At 67.8% G+C, this 16650-nt stretch carries 14 protein-coding genes; 8 read left to right on the top strand and 6 right to left on the bottom strand.

The features are described from left to right. Positions 1-60: 60 nt before the first annotated feature. On the top strand, positions 61-3624 hold the full coding sequence (putA, locus tag H0I76_RS05710; RefSeq protein ID WP_200608167.1) for a bifunctional proline dehydrogenase/L-glutamate gamma-semialdehyde dehydrogenase PutA: 3564 nt from the start codon (positions 61-63) through the stop codon (positions 3622-3624). Between the two features lie 73 nt (positions 3625-3697). Here the strand turns inward: putA and fabI are convergent, their stop codons facing one another. Continuing rightward, a complete protein-coding gene (gene fabI / locus H0I76_RS05705; RefSeq protein WP_325166414.1) occupies positions 3698-4510 on the bottom strand; it encodes an enoyl-ACP reductase FabI in 813 nt (270 codons plus the stop codon). A 146-nt stretch (positions 4511-4656) separates the two neighbouring features. Between fabI and pdxH the strand changes: the two genes are divergently transcribed. The 4 genes from pdxH to H0I76_RS05685 all read left to right on the top strand — a co-directional run bounded on the left by pdxH (position 4657) and on the right by H0I76_RS05685 (position 7297). Beyond that, positions 4657-5295, top strand: coding sequence for a pyridoxamine 5'-phosphate oxidase (pdxH, locus tag H0I76_RS05700; protein WP_200608163.1), 639 nt, complete (start codon positions 4657-4659; stop codon positions 5293-5295). 140 nt (positions 5296-5435) lie between these two features. Then, positions 5436-6179 carry an SDR family NAD(P)-dependent oxidoreductase gene (locus tag H0I76_RS05695; RefSeq protein WP_200608160.1) on the top strand — a complete coding sequence of 248 codons (744 nt, stop codon included), beginning with the start codon at positions 5436-5438 and terminating at the stop codon, positions 6177-6179. A 22-nt stretch (positions 6180-6201) separates the two neighbouring features. Beyond that, positions 6202-6828, top strand: coding sequence for a glutathione S-transferase family protein (locus H0I76_RS05690; RefSeq protein ID WP_200608158.1), 627 nt, complete (start codon positions 6202-6204; stop codon positions 6826-6828). Positions 6829-7078: 250 nt separating this feature from the next. Beyond that, entirely contained in the window at positions 7079-7297 is a 219-nt protein-coding gene (locus H0I76_RS05685; protein WP_200608156.1) for a hypothetical protein, read from the top strand. 42 nt (positions 7298-7339) lie between these two features. Here H0I76_RS05685 and H0I76_RS05680 read toward each other — a convergent pair whose 3' ends face one another. Both H0I76_RS05680 and H0I76_RS05675 read right to left on the bottom strand, forming a co-directional pair. Beyond that, positions 7340-8320, bottom strand: coding sequence for an NADPH:quinone reductase (locus tag H0I76_RS05680; protein WP_200608154.1), 981 nt, complete (start codon positions 8318-8320; stop codon positions 7340-7342). Between the two features lie 153 nt (positions 8321-8473). Further along, a complete protein-coding gene (locus H0I76_RS05675; protein WP_200608152.1) occupies positions 8474-9808 on the bottom strand; it encodes an HlyC/CorC family transporter in 1335 nt (444 codons plus the stop codon). Positions 9809-9883: 75 nt separating this feature from the next. On the opposite strand from H0I76_RS05675, the gene H0I76_RS05670 reads away from it, so the two are divergent. After that, positions 9884-10711: a metallophosphoesterase family protein gene (locus H0I76_RS05670; RefSeq protein ID WP_200608150.1), complete on the top strand. Its 828-nt coding sequence runs from the start codon at positions 9884-9886 to the stop codon at positions 10709-10711. Here H0I76_RS05670 and H0I76_RS05665 read toward each other — a convergent pair. Beyond that, complete coding sequence (locus tag H0I76_RS05665; RefSeq protein WP_200608148.1) at positions 10701-13154, bottom strand: hypothetical protein; 2454 nt, start codon at positions 13152-13154, stop codon at positions 10701-10703. The two genes, H0I76_RS05670 and H0I76_RS05665, sit on opposite strands and share 11 nt — an antisense overlap. A 110-nt stretch (positions 13155-13264) precedes the next feature. Here H0I76_RS05665 and H0I76_RS05660 point away from each other — a divergent pair, with 110 nt between their 5' ends. Together H0I76_RS05660 and H0I76_RS05655 are read left to right on the top strand one after the other, a co-directional pair. Beyond that, positions 13265-13864, top strand: a complete 600-nt coding sequence (locus tag H0I76_RS05660; RefSeq protein WP_200608146.1) for a biotin transporter BioY — start codon at positions 13265-13267, stop codon at positions 13862-13864. A 53-nt stretch (positions 13865-13917) separates the two neighbouring features. Next, positions 13918-14820: a histone deacetylase family protein gene (locus H0I76_RS05655; protein WP_234455148.1), complete on the top strand. Its 903-nt coding sequence runs from the start codon at positions 13918-13920 to the stop codon at positions 14818-14820. 6 nt (positions 14821-14826) lie between these two features. On the opposite strand, the gene H0I76_RS05650 is transcribed toward H0I76_RS05655, so the two are convergent. After that, positions 14827-15630, bottom strand: a complete 804-nt coding sequence (locus H0I76_RS05650) for an ABC transporter permease (RefSeq protein ID WP_200608141.1) — start codon at positions 15628-15630, stop codon at positions 14827-14829. Beyond that, positions 15630-16535: an ABC transporter permease subunit gene (locus H0I76_RS05645; protein WP_200608138.1), complete on the bottom strand. Its 906-nt coding sequence runs from the start codon at positions 16533-16535 to the stop codon at positions 15630-15632. The genes H0I76_RS05650 and H0I76_RS05645 overlap by 1 nt, the downstream gene beginning before the upstream one ends. Positions 16536-16650: the final 115 nt, after the last annotated feature.

The following is a 16650-nucleotide window of genomic DNA, read 5'->3' as shown; positions in this document are numbered from 1 at the left end:
GCCAATGCTATGATGCCGCCGACCAGGCAAGCGGCCGACTCGCGCCGCCAGGAGAGAGTTATGTCCAGCATCGACCGCGACCTCGACGCCATCCGCTCGGCCATGCGCGCCGACATTCTGCCCGACGAGACGAGCGTGATCCGTCGCCTGATCGCGACCGCGGCGCTGACGACGGACGATCGCGCTGCCATCTCGGGCGAGGCGGCGCAACTGGTGCGCGATGTGCGGGCTGCCTCGGATCCCGGCCTGATGCAGAGCTTCCTGGCCGAGTACGGCTTGTCGACGCGCGAGGGCGTGGCGCTGATGTGCCTGGCCGAGGCGCTCTTGCGGGTGCCGGACGACGAGACCATCGACGCGCTGATCGAGGACAAGATCGCACCCTCGGACTGGGGCAAGCACCTCGGCCACTCGTCCTCGTCGCTGGTGAACGCCTCGACCTGGGCGCTGATGCTGACGGGGCGGGTCCTGGGCGAGGAAGAAGGTGGCATTGCCGGTATCCTTCACGGCGCGGTGCGCCGGCTCGGCGAGCCGGTGATCCGGGTCGCCGTAGGCCAGGCGATGCGCGAGATGGGACGGCAGTTCGTGCTCGGCCGCGACATCGCGGAGGCGTTGAAGCGCGCGAGCGGGATGGAGGCGAAGGGCTACACCTACTCCTACGACATGCTGGGCGAGGCCGCGCGGACCGAGCGTGATGCGCGTGCCTACCATCTGAGCTATTCGCGCGCGATCTCGGCGATTGCGCCGGCCTGCGCTTCGGACGACATCCGCGCCAATCCCGGCATCTCGGTCAAGCTCTCGGCGCTGCATCCGCGCTACGAGATGGCGCAGCGGGCGCGGGTCATGGACGAACTGGTGAGCCGCACCCGCGCGCTCGCGCTGCTCGCGCGCTCGGCCAACATGGGTCTCAACATCGACGCCGAAGAGGCCGACCGGCTCGACCTCTCTCTCGACGTGATCGAGGCGGTGCTGTCGGACCCCGCATTGCGCAAGTGGGACGGGTTCGGGGTCGTCGTGCAGGCCTACGGGCCGCGCGCGGCGCATGTGCTCGACTGGCTCTACGCGCTGGCGACACGGCTCGACCGGCGGATCATGGTGCGGCTCGTGAAGGGCGCCTACTGGGACGCCGAGATCAAGCGCGCGCAGGTGTTGGGCCTCGATGGCTTCCCCGTCTTCACGCGCAAGGTGGCCACCGACGTCAGCTACATCGCCTGCGCACGCAAGCTGCTGGGGATGTCGGACCGGATCTATCCGCAGTTCGCGACCCACAACGCGCATACGGTGGCGGCCATTCTCCACATGGCGGGGGACCAGCCGTTCGAGTTCCAGCGGCTTCACGGCATGGGCGAGGTGCTGCACGACGCGGTCAAGGCGCGCCACGACACGCGCTGCCGCATCTATGCGCCGGTGGGCGCGCACCGCGACCTGCTGGCCTACCTCGTGCGGCGGCTCCTCGAGAACGGCGCGAACTCGTCCTTCGTCAACCAGATCGTCGACGAAAGCGTGAGCCCCGAGGAAATCGCGCGCGATCCGATCGCGACGGCCGAGGCTCTGGCCGACATGGCCAATCCGGCGATTGCGCAGGCGCCGGAACTTTACGGGGCTGGGCGGCGCAACGCAACGGGCTGGGATCTGACGGACCCGCTCGAACTCGCCGCGCTCGATGCGGCGCGCGCGCCCTTCCGTGACCATCAGTGGTCCGCAGGCCCGATGATCGCGGGGGCGGTGACCGGCGTGGAGGAACGCGCGGTCTTCAACCCGGCGGACCAGTCCGACAAGGTCGGTCGTGTTCGCGACGCCACGGCAGAAGATGTCGAGACCGCACTGAATGCGGCTCCGCAGGGCTTTGCCGAGTGGTCGGCGCGTGACGCGGCGAGCCGGGCTGACACGCTTCGCCGCGCGGCCGACCTTTACGAGCAGCACGCCGCCGACTTCTTCGCCCTCGCGGCGCGCGAGGCGGGCAAGACCCTTGCCGACTGCGTGGCGGAGCTGCGCGAGGCGGTCGACTTCCTGCGCTACTACGCATCCGAGGCCGAGCGGCTGGAGGCCAGTGATCTCGAAGCACGCGGGGTTTTCGCCTGCATCAGCCCGTGGAACTTCCCGCTGGCGATCTTCACCGGTCAGATCGCCGCGGCGCTCGCGGCGGGCAATGCGGTGATCGCCAAGCCCGCCGAGCAGACGCCCCTGATTGCGGCGCGCGCGGTCGCGCTGCTGCACGAGGCGGGCGTGCCGTTGACCGCACTGCAGCTCTTGCCGGGCGACGGCCCCACGGTGGGTGGCCGGCTCTCGGCCGATCCGCGGATCGCGGGCGTCTGCTTCACCGGGTCGACGGAGACCGCAAAGCGCATCGATCGAGCGATGGCCGAGCACTTGGCGCCCGATGCCGTCCTGATCGCCGAGACGGGCGGGCTCAACGCCATGATCGTCGATTCGACCGCGCTGCCCGAGCAGGCGGTGCGCGACATCATCGCCTCGTCGTTCCAGAGCGCGGGGCAGCGCTGCTCGGCACTCAGATGCCTGTACCTTCAGGAGGATGTGTCGACCCGGGTGCTGGAGATGCTGACCGGCGCGATGGACGAGCTGATCCTGGGAGATCCGTGGAGCCTGTCGACCGATGTGGGCCCCGTCATCGATGCCGAGGCGCAGGCAGGCATCGACGCCCATGTCGCCGCCGCGCGGGCCGAGGGGCACGTCCTCAAGGCGCTCGACGTGCCGCGGGATGGGACGTTCGTGGCGCCCACGATCATCCGCGTCGGCGGGATCGCGGATCTCGAGCGCGAGATCTTCGGCCCGGTCCTGCATGTCGCGACATTCCGCGCCGACGAGATCGACCGTGTGATCGACGACATCAACGCGACCGGGTACGGGCTGACCTTCGGCCTGCACACGCGGATCGACGACAGGGTGCAGCATGTCATCGATCGCATTCGGGCCGGCAACATGTATGTGAACCGCAACCAGATTGGCGCGATCGTGGGCTCGCAGCCCTTCGGCGGGGAAGGGCTGTCGGGAACGGGGCCAAAAGCCGGTGGCCCGCATTACGTGTCTCGGTTCATGCGTCCCAAGGTCTCGGCGGAGGAAGCGAGTGGTGCAAGCCAGGCCCCAGGTGGCTCGAACGGGACCCCGCCGATCGATGCGGGGCTGGTCGAGGCCGCTCTCGCCCAACTCAAGCCCGCCGAGGCGAGTGGCGAGGCTGAAAGCCTGCCCGGGCCCACGGGCGAATCGAACCGGCTCTCGCTCCATCCCCGCGGGCGCGTGTTGTGCCTTGGGCCCGATCCCGCCTCGGCCCGCCTGCAGGCCGAACGCGCGGTTGCGGTCGGTAACGCGGCGCTGATCGTCTGTCCGGGCGCGAAAGGTCAGAAAGGGGCAGTGTCGGCAATCGATGGCCGGTTGGATGCTTCGGCTCTGACCGTGCTGCGCGGCATCGATGCGATTTGCAGCGATGCGCAGGGCGCCGAGCTTGCCGCGATCCGGCGCGCCCTCGCCGCGCGGGAGGGGCCGATCCTTCCGGTGCTGAGCGCGTCGGACGCTCCATCGCGCTATCAGCTAGAGCGGCATGTCTGTGTGGACACGACCGCGGCGGGAGGGAACGCGTCACTGATGGCCGAGGCGGCTGCAGTCGCCTGAGGGCGGCAATCAGCTTCTACCGAAGGCAGCGAATGCCATGACGAGCGCCCGGGTCCCCGCCCGGGCGTGAGGATCAGCCTCGGTCGAGGCCGATGTCAGGGGCGTCCTCGGCCTTCATGCCCACGACGTGATAGCCGCAGTCGACGTGGTGGCATTCGCCAGTCACACCGGACGAAAGGTCCGACAGCAGGTAGAAGCCGGCCTTGCCCACATCCTCCTGGCTGACGTTGCGGCGCAGGGGCGCGTTCAACTCGTTCCACTTCAGGATATAGCGGAAGTCGCCGATGCCCGACGCGGCGAGCGTCTTGATAGGACCCGCCGAGAGCGCGTTGACCCGGACGCCCTGCTTGCCGAGGTCCGCCGCCATGTAGCGCACCGATGCCTCGAGAGCGGCCTTCGCGACGCCCATGACGTTGTAGTGGGGCATCACGCGCTCGGCGCCGTAATAGGTGAGCGTGAGGAGCGAGCCGCCGTCGGGCATCATCTTCTCGGCGCGCTGGGCGAGGGCGGTGAAGGAATAGCAGGAGATGTTCATCGACATCTCGAAGTTCTCGGGGCTCGTGTCGACATAGCGGCCCTTGAGCTCGGACTTGTCGGCATAAGCGATCGCGTGAAGCAGGAAGTCGAGCTTGCCCCAACGCGCCCGAAGTTCGTCGAAGACGGCATCCATCGACGCCGCGTCGGTGACATCGCAGGGCAGCACGATCTCGGAACCCACCGATTCGGCGAGCGGCTCGACGCGCTTCTTGAGCGCGTCACCCTGATAGGTGAAGGCGAGATCCGCGCCCTGGTCGCGGCAGACCTTGGCGATCCCCCAGGCGATCGACTTGTCGTTCGCGACGCCCATGATGAGTCCGCGCTTGCCTGCCATCAGTCCCGACATGATCTCTCTCTCGTCTCAGCCCGGCCCACCGTGCCGCGGGCTTAGGGCAAAAACAACGGGTGGGCAAGTCGGACCGAGCGTCCGGGGGTTCCGCGTGGCCCGGCGGCGCGCTAGGAATGCGGGCCGGGAGAAGCGTGCGGAGAGTTGCGATGGTTGAGCTTTCTACGGGTGGCAGGCTGTCCGGGATTTTCGCGGGCGAGGATCCCTATGCGCTGGCGCAGGCCTGGCTGACCGAAGCCGAGGCCTCGGAGCCCGAGGACGCGAACGCGGTTGCGCTCGCCACCGCGGATGCGCGCGGCCTTCCGAACGTGCGCATGGTCCTTCTCAAGGAGATCGAGCCGAACCAGACCCGCGGCGGCTTCGTCTTCTACACGAACACCGAGAGCGCGAAGGGATCCGAGCTCAAGGCGAACCCGCAGGCGGCGATGGTGCTGCACTGGAAATCGCTTCGCCGCCAGATCCGCCTGCGCGGCCCGGTCGAGGCGGTGAGCCCGCAGCAGGCTGACGCCTATTACAACTCGCGCGCATACCAGAGCCGCATCGGCGCCTGGGCAAGCCGGCAGTCACGGCCGCTGGCAAGCCGCCGTGCGCTGATGGCCGAGGTCGCCAAGATTGCCGCCCGACACCCGGTCAAGCCACCGCGGCCGCCACACTGGAACGGCTATCGCATCCGGCCGCTCGAGATCGAGTTCTGGGCGAACGGTGATTTCCGGCTGCATGACCGGTTCCGCTGGACACGCATGCGGACCGATGCCACGGCGTGGACGGTGCAGCGTCTCAATCCCTGAGAGGCGTCAGGGCCGTGCCGTTCCACCTCGCCTGAACGCGGCCGCAATGCGGGGATCGCGGGCTTGATCCTGCTGCGGTTCCCGGATCAGATGGCCCCGGTATCGGCTGGTCCGATTCAGCAGCGCTGACGTGAGATGCAATGCCTGACAACCGCGAACGCAAGACGCTGCTCCTGACCGGCGCGAGCCGCGGCATCGGGCATGCAACGGTAAAGCGCTTCTCGTCGGCCGGCTGGCGGGTGATCACCTGCTCGAGGCACCCCTTTCCCGAGGAGTGTCCTTGGTCGGCGGGCGAGGACGATCACATCGAGGTCGATCTCAGCGATCCGAACTCGACCATCGATGCCGTGGCCGAGATCAAGAGCAGGCTCACGGATGGCAAGCTTCACGCCTTGGTGAACAATGCCGGCATCTCGCCCAAGGGACCCGAAGGCGAGCGCCTCGACACGATCACGACCGACCTGCGGACCTGGGGCCACGTCTTTCACGTCAACTTCTTTGCGTCAGTCGTACTGGCGCGCGGTCTGTTCGATGAGCTCAAGGCCGCTCAGGGTGCCATCGTCAACGTGACCTCGATCGCGGGCAGCCGCGTGCATCCCTTTGCGGGGGCGGCCTACGCGACGTCGAAGGCGGCGCTGGCCGCGCTGACGCGCGAGATGGCGCATGACTACGGCCCCCACGGGATCCGCGTGAACGCGATTGCGCCGGGCGAGATCGAGACGGCGATCCTGAGCCCCGGCACGGCGAAGCTGGCCGAGACACTGCCGCTCCGCCGCCTTGGCAAGCCCGAAGAGGTCGCCCGGACGATTTATTACCTTTGCACGCCCGAGTCCTCATACGTCACGGGTGTCGAGATCGAGATCAATGGTGGACAGCACGTCTGAGTAACGCGTTTCGGGGGGAATCATGATCGACCTCTACACCTGGACCACGCCGAACGGTCGGAAGGTCTCAATCATGCTCGAGGAACTGGGCGTTCCCTACAACGTCAAGCCGATTGACATCACCAAGGACGAGCAGTTCCAGCCTTCGTTCCTGATGATCAGCCCGAACAACAGGATCCCGGCGCTCTTTGATCACGAAACCGGACAGACGCTGATGGAGTCCGGCGCCATCCTCCTTTATCTTGCCGAGAAGCATGGCCGCTTCATCGGCGAGGGCGCTCAGCGCTGGCGCGCGATCGAGTGGCTGATGTGGCAGATGGGCGGGTTGGGGCCGATGGCCGGCCAGGCGCATCATTTCCTCAAGTTCAACCCGGGCAAGGCGCCCTATGCCGAAGAGCGGTACGGCGCCGAGACACGCCGGCTCTACGGGGTTCTGGATCGCCGGCTCTCGGGGCGGGACTTCATCGCCGACGACTACTCCATTGCCGACATCGCTGCCTGGCCCTGGATTTCGCGCTTCGAGTGGCAGGGGATCGATCTCGGCGAGTTCCCAAGTGTCCGCGACTGGTATCGCCGGATCGCGGAGCGACCTGCCGTGGCCCGCGGCTACGCCGTGCCCAAGGACGCGGGGCCGATTCCGATGCCGTGACCCCGTTGTCGCGGGCGAGGCAACTCGGTGTTTGGTGCGTCGCACAATTTTCTTTCGAGTTCGCCGTGCGCCGCGCAGGATTGTGCCATGATGCCAATTTGCGCGGCCCGTGCTGATCGATAGTTAGGCATTTATTCCCAGTAGGTTGCAATTCCCGCAAGGCCGCCATGCGATCGTATCGCTTGCGCGGATCGCTCTGGTATACCAATTAGCGGATGCAGCAATAATTTCGCACCTGCAGGAGAGAGCGATGACCGCGAGCAGCATGACCTCCAGCCATGGCCTGAGCCTGTCGGCTCTTGCCAGCCCCTTCAAGTCGATCGCCAAGTTCTTCGAAGCCGTGCGGCGCGCGCAGGCTGCCACGCAGGATTTCGAGCGCTTGAACTCGATGACCGACGCGAGCCTTGCGCAGCGTGGCCTTCACCGGGCCGACATCGCACGCGCCGTGATGGAGCGCCACTACAGCTGACGGCACTGCGAACCGCGCGCCGGATGGCGTGCGGTTCGTGCTTCAGAGTTCAATGACCACCGAGCCCAGCTTTCCGCCCGCCTCGACCGCCCGATGGGCGGCAGCAGTCTCACTCAAGGCGTGAACCTCGGCGACCGCATGGTCGAGGTCGCCTCGCTCCATCCACCGGGACAGATCGGCCTCGCCGCGGCGACGGGTCTCCGGGTCGAGGAGGTAGATCAGCGCCATCCATACCCGCACGTTTCGGAACATCAGCGGGTAGAATGGGAGCTCGGGTGTCATCCTCCCGGCCGAGGCGTAGGTCGCAATAGTGCCGCCCTCAGCAATCATCCGGACGGTTGCATCGAGATTGGCACCGAAGTCGACCTCGACAATCCGGTCCGCGCCGCGGCCACCGGTCAGGTCCAGGACGCGCGCGGCCACGTCTTCCTCGCGATAGTTGATCACGTGATCCGCCGGTCCGGCATGGGCAGCCTTCTCGGGCCCCGAGACAGTCGTGATCACCCGCGCGCCGGCAAGACGCGCGATCTGGATCGCATAGCGCCCGACGGTGCCGGCTCCCCCTGTAACCAGGACCGTCTTTCCCTCGACCGGTCCGTCACCAAGCACCGTGGCCCAGGCCGTCATGGCCGGGATGCCGAGACAGGCCCCTTCGAGGAAGCCGGTTCCATCGGGCAAGCGAACGACCTGATCCGCGGGAAGCGCGACCATCTCGGCACCGGTGCCCATCTGGCGTCGCCACTGGCCGTTCCAGATCCAGACCCGCTCGCCCACCCGGCTTGCAGAGACGCCGTCCCCAACGGCGACGATCTCGCCGGCACCGTCGGAATGCGGCACGATGAACTCCCAGTCCATCGTTGCACCGGGCCGCGCACCGGCACGAAGCTTCACGTCAGACGGGTTCACGCCCGAGGCACGGAGCGCGACAAGCACTTCGCCGGCGGCAGGCTCGGGCGTCGGCAGGTCCACGAGTTCGAGAACCTCGTCCGCCGGGCCGAACCGGCGATAGATGATGGCGCGCATCGTGTCCCCCTGTTGTGTGCCCTGCGCCTCGCCTGGCGCAGGGCTGTTTCGGATCCGTCTGCGGGACATAGGTGCCGAGATCGGCAAGGATGACAAGGACGTTCCGGTTTTTGGCCGAGGCGTCTTCGTTCACTTGGGGCGTCGACGCTGCCGTTACGCGTGTGGCGCGCCCGAGGCGCCCTCGTCGCTGTCGCGTGCGCCCGCTTTCAGTGCCCTCAGCTTGAGCCGGGTGATCTGGTTGCGATGGCGCTCGAGCACCTCGAAGCGCATGCCATGGAAGGCGAAGACCTGTCCCTCGGTCGGGATTGTCTGCGCCTCGTGGATCAGCAGGCCCGCGATCGTGGTGGCCTCGTCGTCGGGCAAGGACCACTCGCAGGCGCGGTTGAGGTCGCGGATCGTCATCGAGCCCTGGACAATGAACGAGCCATCCGGATTGCGGCTGATGCCCTCGCGCTCGATGTCGTGCTCGTCGGCAATATCGCCAACGATTTCCTCGAGAATGTCCTCGAGCGTGATCAGGCCCTGCAGCACGCCATATTCATCGACCACCAGGGCGAAATGCGACTTGCGCTTGAGGAAGGCGCGCAGCTGGTCGTCGAGCGGGCGGGTATCCGGCACGAACCACGGCTTCATCGCCACCGCCATGACGTCCAGCGTCGCGAGCGCGTCGGCCATGGTCCCCTTGGCGCGGATCTGACGGTTCAGCGCCCGCAGCAGGTCCTTGGCATGCAGGACGCCGACGATGTTCTCGGGTTCGCTCCGCCAGAGGGGAATTCGCGTATGCGACGAGCCGAGGCAAAACTCGACGATTTCTTCGGCCGAGCAGTCGGCCGAAATCGACGAGATGTCGCGGCGGTGGCGCATGACTTCGGCGACCTCGCGGTCGCGCAGGTCGAGGGCTGCGAGAAGCCGGTCGCGCTCGGCCTTGTCCACGCCGCCCTCGCTCGCATGCAGCGCAATGGTGCCGCGGATCACCTCGTATGGCGCAAGGAAATGTGCGTCGGGATCGGTCTTGACACCCATCACGGCGAGCGCGCCACGCACCAGTAGCCGAATGAATCCGACCACCGGCGCAAAGACCCGGACGAAGACCGCGATGATCGGTGCGACCTTGACCGCCGCGCGCTCGGGGCCGCTGATGGCGTAGGTCTTCGGCAGAACCTCGGCAAAGACGAGCACGAGGAAGGTCATCACCAGCGTTGCCCAGGCCACGCCGGCCTCGCCGAACAGCGCCGTGAAGATCGACGTCGCCAACGAGGCGGCGAGGATGTTCACCAGGTTGTTGCCAAGCAGGATCGAGCCGATGAGCCGTTCGTTGTCCTCGGTCAGCCGCAGCGCGGTGTCTGCACCGCGCGTTCCCTGCGCCGCCAGCGCATGCATGGTCGCGCGATTTGTTGCGGTCAGCGCGGTCTCGCTGCCCGAGAAGAAGGCCGAAAGGCCGAGCAGCACCAGAATGATGCCGCTCGTCCAGAGGATTGCGGGGTCCATCAGGGCGGTCCTTGCACTACAGACGTGTTCTGCGAACAGTTATGGGCGTGCCGCTGGGAAGGAACAAGGTGGGTGATGGACGCTGTTGTCGACTTCGGGGCCTTCCCGGGCGATGTCGTGGCCTTTGGCGGAGCCGTGTCGAACGCTCATGCCGTCTCGGGGATGCTGGCGGATCTGGCGCTGCGCGGCCTCGCCGGCTTGCCGATGGTGTCGACCGGGGATCATTGCGCCTACTGCGCCGAGCCGATGCGGACCCTCGCGCTCCTGCGCGGAGCCGGGATGCACTCGATTGCCGGCAACTGCGAGGAGAGCCTGGGGGCAGGAGGCGATGATTGCGGTTGCGGCTTTGTCCCTGGCACGGCGTGCGACCTTGCGTCGGGCGCGTGGTTCTCCCATGCAGCGTCCGAGGTCGACGACGCGGCGCGCGCCTGGATGCGCGGTCTTCCGCGCCTTGCCGTATTCCGCGCGCATGGCCGCCGGTGGGGCGTGCTCCATGGCGGCGCGAGCGCCGTGAACCGCTATCTCTGGCCGGTCGACCCGGATGCCATGCTTCGCGACGAGATCGCGCTGCTCGAGCGCGCGGCGGGACGGGTGGACGCCGTCCTGGCGGGCCACTGCGGGCTTCCTTTCACACGCGAGATCGACGGCCGGCTCTGGCTCAACACGGGCGCGCTGGGAATGCCGCCAAATGACGGGGATGCCCGGGTCTCCTACGCCGTGATCGAGGCAGGCGCGCCCAGGATCATCCGTTTCGATTACGACTGGCCTGGCGCACAGGCAGCGATGCACGCCGCGGGCCTCACTCAGGGTTACGATCGATGCCTCGAAACCGGCTGGTGGCCAAGCGAAGACGTGCTGCCCGCCGCCTTGCGCCGTGGGGCTCGCCGGGTCCTCAGCGATTGACGAGGATCAGGGTGCGTTCCTCGCCGTTGCGCGAGAGGCGCATCGTGTCCGCGCCGATCGTGCTCACCTGCCACCCCTCGACCGTGTCACCGATCTTCAGGCGCTCGTAGCGGCCGTTGGGCAGGCGCAAGAGCGCCTGCCGCCCGGTTTCGAGATTGAGGACCCCGATTAGCGCCATCCGGTCGAGCGGGATGCCCTGCTCGACCGCGGCGCGCTGCACCTTCTTCGGCGCCGAGCGGCCGATCGGGGGCAGGGCGGGTACCGTCGACACGGCGCCGCCCGTTTGCGGCGATGGCCGAATGGGGGCGCCAAGGTTGTCCGGGCGCTCCTGAGGAGGTGGCGCTGCCGCCGCCGCCCGCTCCGTCGGGGGATCAGCATCTTCTGCGGCTGCCGGCTCGGCCTCCGGCGCGGCTGCCTCAGGCACGGACCCGGTGCCATCCTGCGCCGCGGTCTCAGCCTCGCTCTCGGGCTCCGGTTGCTCCGCATCGGACTTCTGGCCCCGGAGGCGGGGAAGGAGCGACGTCGGCGGCGCAAGGCTCGACACCGTGTCGTCGTCATCCGTGCTTGCCACGTCCTCGCTGTCGGGCCCCGACGCGTCAGGCGACTGTTCGGATACGGGGGCTTCGTCCTCGGCCGCATCGTCCGTTCCCGGTCTCCGGCGCGGTGCCGTGCTCTCGACCGGGGCCTGCGGGCCCGCTTCGATCTCGGCACGCGCCACGTCGCTCGCAGGCGCGTCGGTCTCGCGCCCGGGAGCGTCCGTCGAACCCTCGGTCGTGGCAAGCGCGCGCGCCGCCAGCGACGGCGATTCACCATTCCGCGCTGCCGGCGCCTGTTTCCAGAGCGTGCCTCGGCCGTTCTTGACTTCCGTGTCTTGCGCGTCGTCGGGCGGGGCGACGGTTTCCTCCTGCAAGCCCTCGATCGCGGTGCGGAGGTCCGCGAAGACCTCCAGTGCGGGGGGCTCGGCCGGAAGAGGTGTCTCCCCCAGTGATGACGGCGCCGTGCTCGGCGGCGGTGCGGCCAGTGACGGCAAGGGCAGCGCGTGAGGCGGGGATCCACGCGCCACTTCCACGGAAGCCAGATCGTCCGGGGACGCCGCCTCCGCGGGTTGCGGCAGCTCTGGCGCAGGTTCTGCGGGCGAGATCGCCGGTTCGGCCTCGCTCTCGATCGCCGCGACCTCTCGCGGCTCGCCTTCCGTTGATGCCCGGTCCTCCGGCGTCTCGACCTGCGGGACCGCCCCGGCGGATGTCGATGGAGGCTCATTCACCGGCTCGAGCCGGTCCTGCGCGCTTGACGGCGCCTGCGGTGCAGTAGCCAGCTGCTCCGGCGCCTCGGTTTTCCACGGCGCGCTGAAGATGACCGCGCCGGAAAGGAGCGCCAGCACAACCAGCGCGCCCGACCGCCGGCGCGCGCCCGACGCCCCGTTATCGTGCTGTTCCGCCTTACCCGACACGGCGTTCGTACGCGAAGAAGCTGGGGCTGCCTTGGGCGCGCCATCCTTAGGCGCGCCATCCTTATCGGTCGTGGGCTCGGGTTCAGCCCTCGCGATGGTTGGCTCGTGCGCGACGGCCGCCACCTCGGCCGGATCGTCCGGCATGTCGGTCGAGACGTCCTCGGGATCCTGCCTGCCGGCCGCTGCTACGTCGCTCTCGGGCCGCGTCAGGAACAGAGGCCCCTCGGGAGGGAACGCCGCGGCTTCGACATGCGTCGAGACCGCGATCGGGTGGAACCCCCAGCCCTCGGCATAGGCGCAAGCTTCGCGGCAGCTTTGCGCGAATGCGGACACGACGACCGAAACGCCGTCAGCCCCCGCGGGAGCGATGTCGATCGCAAGATCCCCGGGTCGCTGGCCGGTCGCCTCCGCCGCGTCCTGGCGGGCCTCGGTAAGCCGGGCGGCCGGATCCTCGGGCAGGGCGATATGGCGAATTAGCACCTGTGCGGGCGGGAGCCAGAGCGTGACGCGCGGTTTTGCCTTCCCGGGGCCTCCTCCCGCCGCGCGCAAGAGGCTCGATACGCCGCTGACCGTGCCGTCCGGTCCGATCGTCGCCCGGGCCAGTTCGCGCCAGCCGAGCGGCTCGCGACGCATCAGTGCGACTGCATCTGCGCCGAGATCGAGAACGAGATCGCAGCCTGGCGCACGAGCCGGCGAAACGGTAGGAGACGCGTCGCCGGACGACTGATCGCCGTCTTCTTCCGCGCGGGGCCCGGCTTGCTTGTCGCCGCTGCGCGGGCCGGGATCGATGCGGCCCTGCCGAACGGGGCCGGGCGCCGGCCGGGCACGCGATCTCGTGCGCGCCGGACGTCTCGTCCGCTTGCGCTTGCCCCCGTCCGTCAAGTGTGTGTCTCCGTTGCTCTCTGAAATGTCACACAACAATAGCCGCAAGCCTGCATGCGCGGGAAGAGACAGATGCCAACCGCGCGCGCTACGCGCTTTCAGGCGAACCATCTCGCACTGCGGCGCGGCGCGCCCGCCGCTTGCGAAACACGTGCGCTCGGTGCATAGATCGACCGGGCGGAAGGCCGTGCCGACCGCAAGCGAAGACGGAGGAATATTTGATGGCATCCCCCCTTTCCAACCGGGTTCTGTCCGAGGCGCTGCCCGGCGATGAAGGCACGGCATTGCGCGTGAAGCAGGTGCTTCTGGTTGCATTCGGCGTCGCGGCCCTTGCCGTTGCGGCCAAGATCAAGGTGCCGTTCTGGCCGGTTCCGATCACGATGCAGACCTTCGTCGTGCTGACCATCGGCGCGGCTTACGGCCTTCGGCTTGGTGTGGGGACCGTGCTTGCCTATCTCGTGATCGGTGCGCTCGGCTTCGACGTCTTCACCTCCTCGTCGGCCGAGGCGAACGGCATCTCCTACATGATGGGCAGCACCGGCGGCTATCTTGTCGGCTTTGCGCTGGCGGCGGGCCTTCTGGGCGTGCTGGCGCGCGCCGGCTGGGATCGCAGCGTCGGGCGCATGGCGCTGGCGCTGCTGCTTGGCAACATCGCCATCTATGTCCCGGGCCTCCTGTGGCTTGGACAGCTCTATGGATGGGAGAAGCCGATCCTCGAATGGGGCCTCTATCCCTTCCTCGCCGGTGACGCGCTGAAGCTCGCGCTGGCCGCGCTGCTTCTGCCCGCTGCTTGGCGGATGGTGGGCGACGCCCGCCGCTGAGCGCCGGAACGCGTGGCCCGCACGTGGCGGGCCGCGCGACCCTGATCCCCGCCATGCTGCCCATTGTCCATCATCCGGACTATCAGGCGCCGCTCCGGCCGGGGCACAGTTTCCCGATGTCGAAATACGGCTACCTGCGCGACGCGCTGACGCGACGCGGGCTGCTGGCGCCTGGCCGCTACATCGCGCCGGCGCCCGCGACGGCGGCACAGGTGGCGCTGGCGCATGAGCCGGGCTATGTCGCGCGCGTGTTCGAAGGGCGCCTCACGGCGGCCGAGGTGCGCCGCATCGGCCTGCCGGGCAACGACGCCGTGGCGCGCCGCGCGCGGCTGTCCGGGGCGGGGACGCTGCTTGCAGCGTGGCTTGCGCTCGAGCATGGCATCGCCGCCAACTCGGCCGGGGGGTCGCATCATGCCGGCCCCGATGGCGGTGCGGGGTTCTGCGTCTTCAACGACGTCGCCATCGCCATCCGAAACCTGCGCGCCCAGGGCTTGCCCGGGCGGATCCTCGTGATCGACGCCGACGTTCACCAGGGCGATGGCACCGCGCGGATCTTTGCGAACGATCCCGGCGTCTTCTGCCTGTCGATCCATGCCGCCAAGAATTATCCGGTGCGCAAGGCGGCCTCCGACCTCGATGTCGGTTTGCCGGACCGAACCGGCGACGGCGCTTACCTCGTGGCGCTCGAGGCGGCGGTGAACCAGGCGATCGCGGCCTGCTCGCCCGCGCTCGTCTTCTACAATGCCGGCGTCGATGTCTGGGAGGGGGACCGGCTGGGTCGCCTTGCCGTGTCATTGGCGGGGCTCAGGGCGCGCGAGCGGCTGGTTCTCGAAAGCGTGCGCACGCAGGGCCTTCCGCTGGTCGTGGTGATCGGCGGCGGCTACGACAGCGATCCCGAGCGACTGGCCGAGCGGCATGCGCTGGTGTTCGAGGAAGCGGCCCGCCTGGTGGCCTGAGCAGCCCTACTGCGCGGCCTTCAGCCGGTTCGCCTCCGCCCGCTTCAGCGCCAGCGACCAGAAGATCGTGCCAAAGGCGACGAGCCCGATCAGGATGGTCGCGATCGCGTTGATCTCGGGCGTGACGCCCAGACGGACGGACGAGAAGATCTTCATCGGCAGCGTCGTCGAGCCCGGCCCCGAGGTGAAGCTCGCGATCACGAGGTCGTCGAGCGAGAGCGTGAAGCTCAGCAGCCATCCCGAGATCACGCCCGGCATGATCAGCGGCAGCGTGATGCGGCGGAAAACGGTGGCAGGTCTCGCCCCGAGATCCTCGGCCGCTTCCTCGACCGAGCTGTCGAACCCCGAAAGCCGGGCCTGGATCACGATTGCCACGTAGCACATCGAGAAGGTGGCATGAGCGAAGACGATCGTGAGAAAACCCCGGTCGAGCGAGACCGAGATGAAGGCGAGCAGGAGCGAAAGCCCGGTGATCACCTCGGGCATCACCAGCGGGGCCAGCACCATGCCCGAGAAGAGCGTCCGCCCAAGGAAGCGGGGCACGCGGGCCAGCGAGTAGCCGGCCATCACTCCCAGCACGGTGGCGAGCGTCGAGGCCGTGGCCGCGACGGTGACCGAGATCCAGGCCGCATCGAGCAGCGCCGTGTTCGACCAGAGCTCGACATACCAGCGCGTCGAGAAGCCGCCCCAGACCGTCACCAGCTTCGAGGCGTTGAAGGAGTAGAGCATCAGGATGAGGATGGGGGCGTAGAGGAACGCGAAGCCCAGCACCATCGCGATCTTGAGGAAAAGGCCGGGTCCCCTGCGCATCAGCCCGTCCCCTCGCGCCGCGCATAGCGTTGGAAGATCACGATCGGCACCACCAGCACCAGCAGCAGCAGGACGGCGACGGAGGAGGCCAGCGGCCAGTCGCGGTTCTGGAAGAACTCGTTCCACAGGGTGCGGCCGATCATCTGGGTCGACGAGCCGCCCAGAAGTTCCGGGATCACGAACTCGCCCACCGCCGGAATGAAGACGAGAAAGCATCCCGCCGCGATGCCCGGCATGCTCAGGGGCAGCGTGACCCGCCAGAACGTCGTGAGAGGCCGCGCCCCGAGATCAGCGGCTGCCTCGAGCAGGCTCTCGTCCAGCTTCTCGAGCGTCGAGTAGAGCGGGAGGATCATGAAGGGCAGGTAGCTGTAGACGATGCCGATATAGACCGCCGTCGGCGTGAAGTGGATCTGCAGCGGCTCGGAGATCACGCCGGTCCACAGCAGGAACGCGTTGAGGATCCCCTCGGTCTTGAGGATCCCCACCCAGGCGTAGACGCGGATCAGGAACGAGGTCCAGAACGGCAGGATCACCAGCGTGAGCAGCGCGCCGCGCCAGTTCCGCGACGACCGGGCGATGCCGTAGGCCATCGGGTAGCCGATCAGCAGTGCAATGAGCGTCGAGATCGCGGCGATCTTGAGCGAGTTGAGGTAGGAATTGAGATATAGAGGGTCGTCGAACAGGAAGCTGTAGTTTCCAAGGTTCGGCGTCGAAAGGTGATCGAGCGCAGCCCCGACCGAGTCCCACACTGGAACGTAGGGCGGCAGTGCGATCGCGTTCGTGCTGATCGAAATCTTGAGGACGATCAGGAAGGGCGCGAGGAAGAAGGCGAGAAGCCAGAGATAGGGGATCAGGATCGCAAGTCGCTGACCCCAGCCCGAATGTCCGACTGCCCGTCCCGCCATGCTCAGACCTGTTCTCATCCGCCCCTGAAACGGCGCGACGCTCTGAGCCTAGAGCGGTGCTATATGCGCTTGCAAGCCCGTTTCGCAGCGCGGCATTTAGACCTTGCAAGGCCCT

The sequence above is a fragment of the Thermohalobaculum xanthum genome (assembly GCF_016623495.1).
Lineage (GTDB): Bacteria > Pseudomonadota > Alphaproteobacteria > Rhodobacterales > Rhodobacteraceae > Thermohalobaculum > Thermohalobaculum xanthum.
The sequence above is the reverse complement of the archived record's forward strand: the minus strand, read 5'-3'. Positions and strand labels throughout refer to the sequence as shown.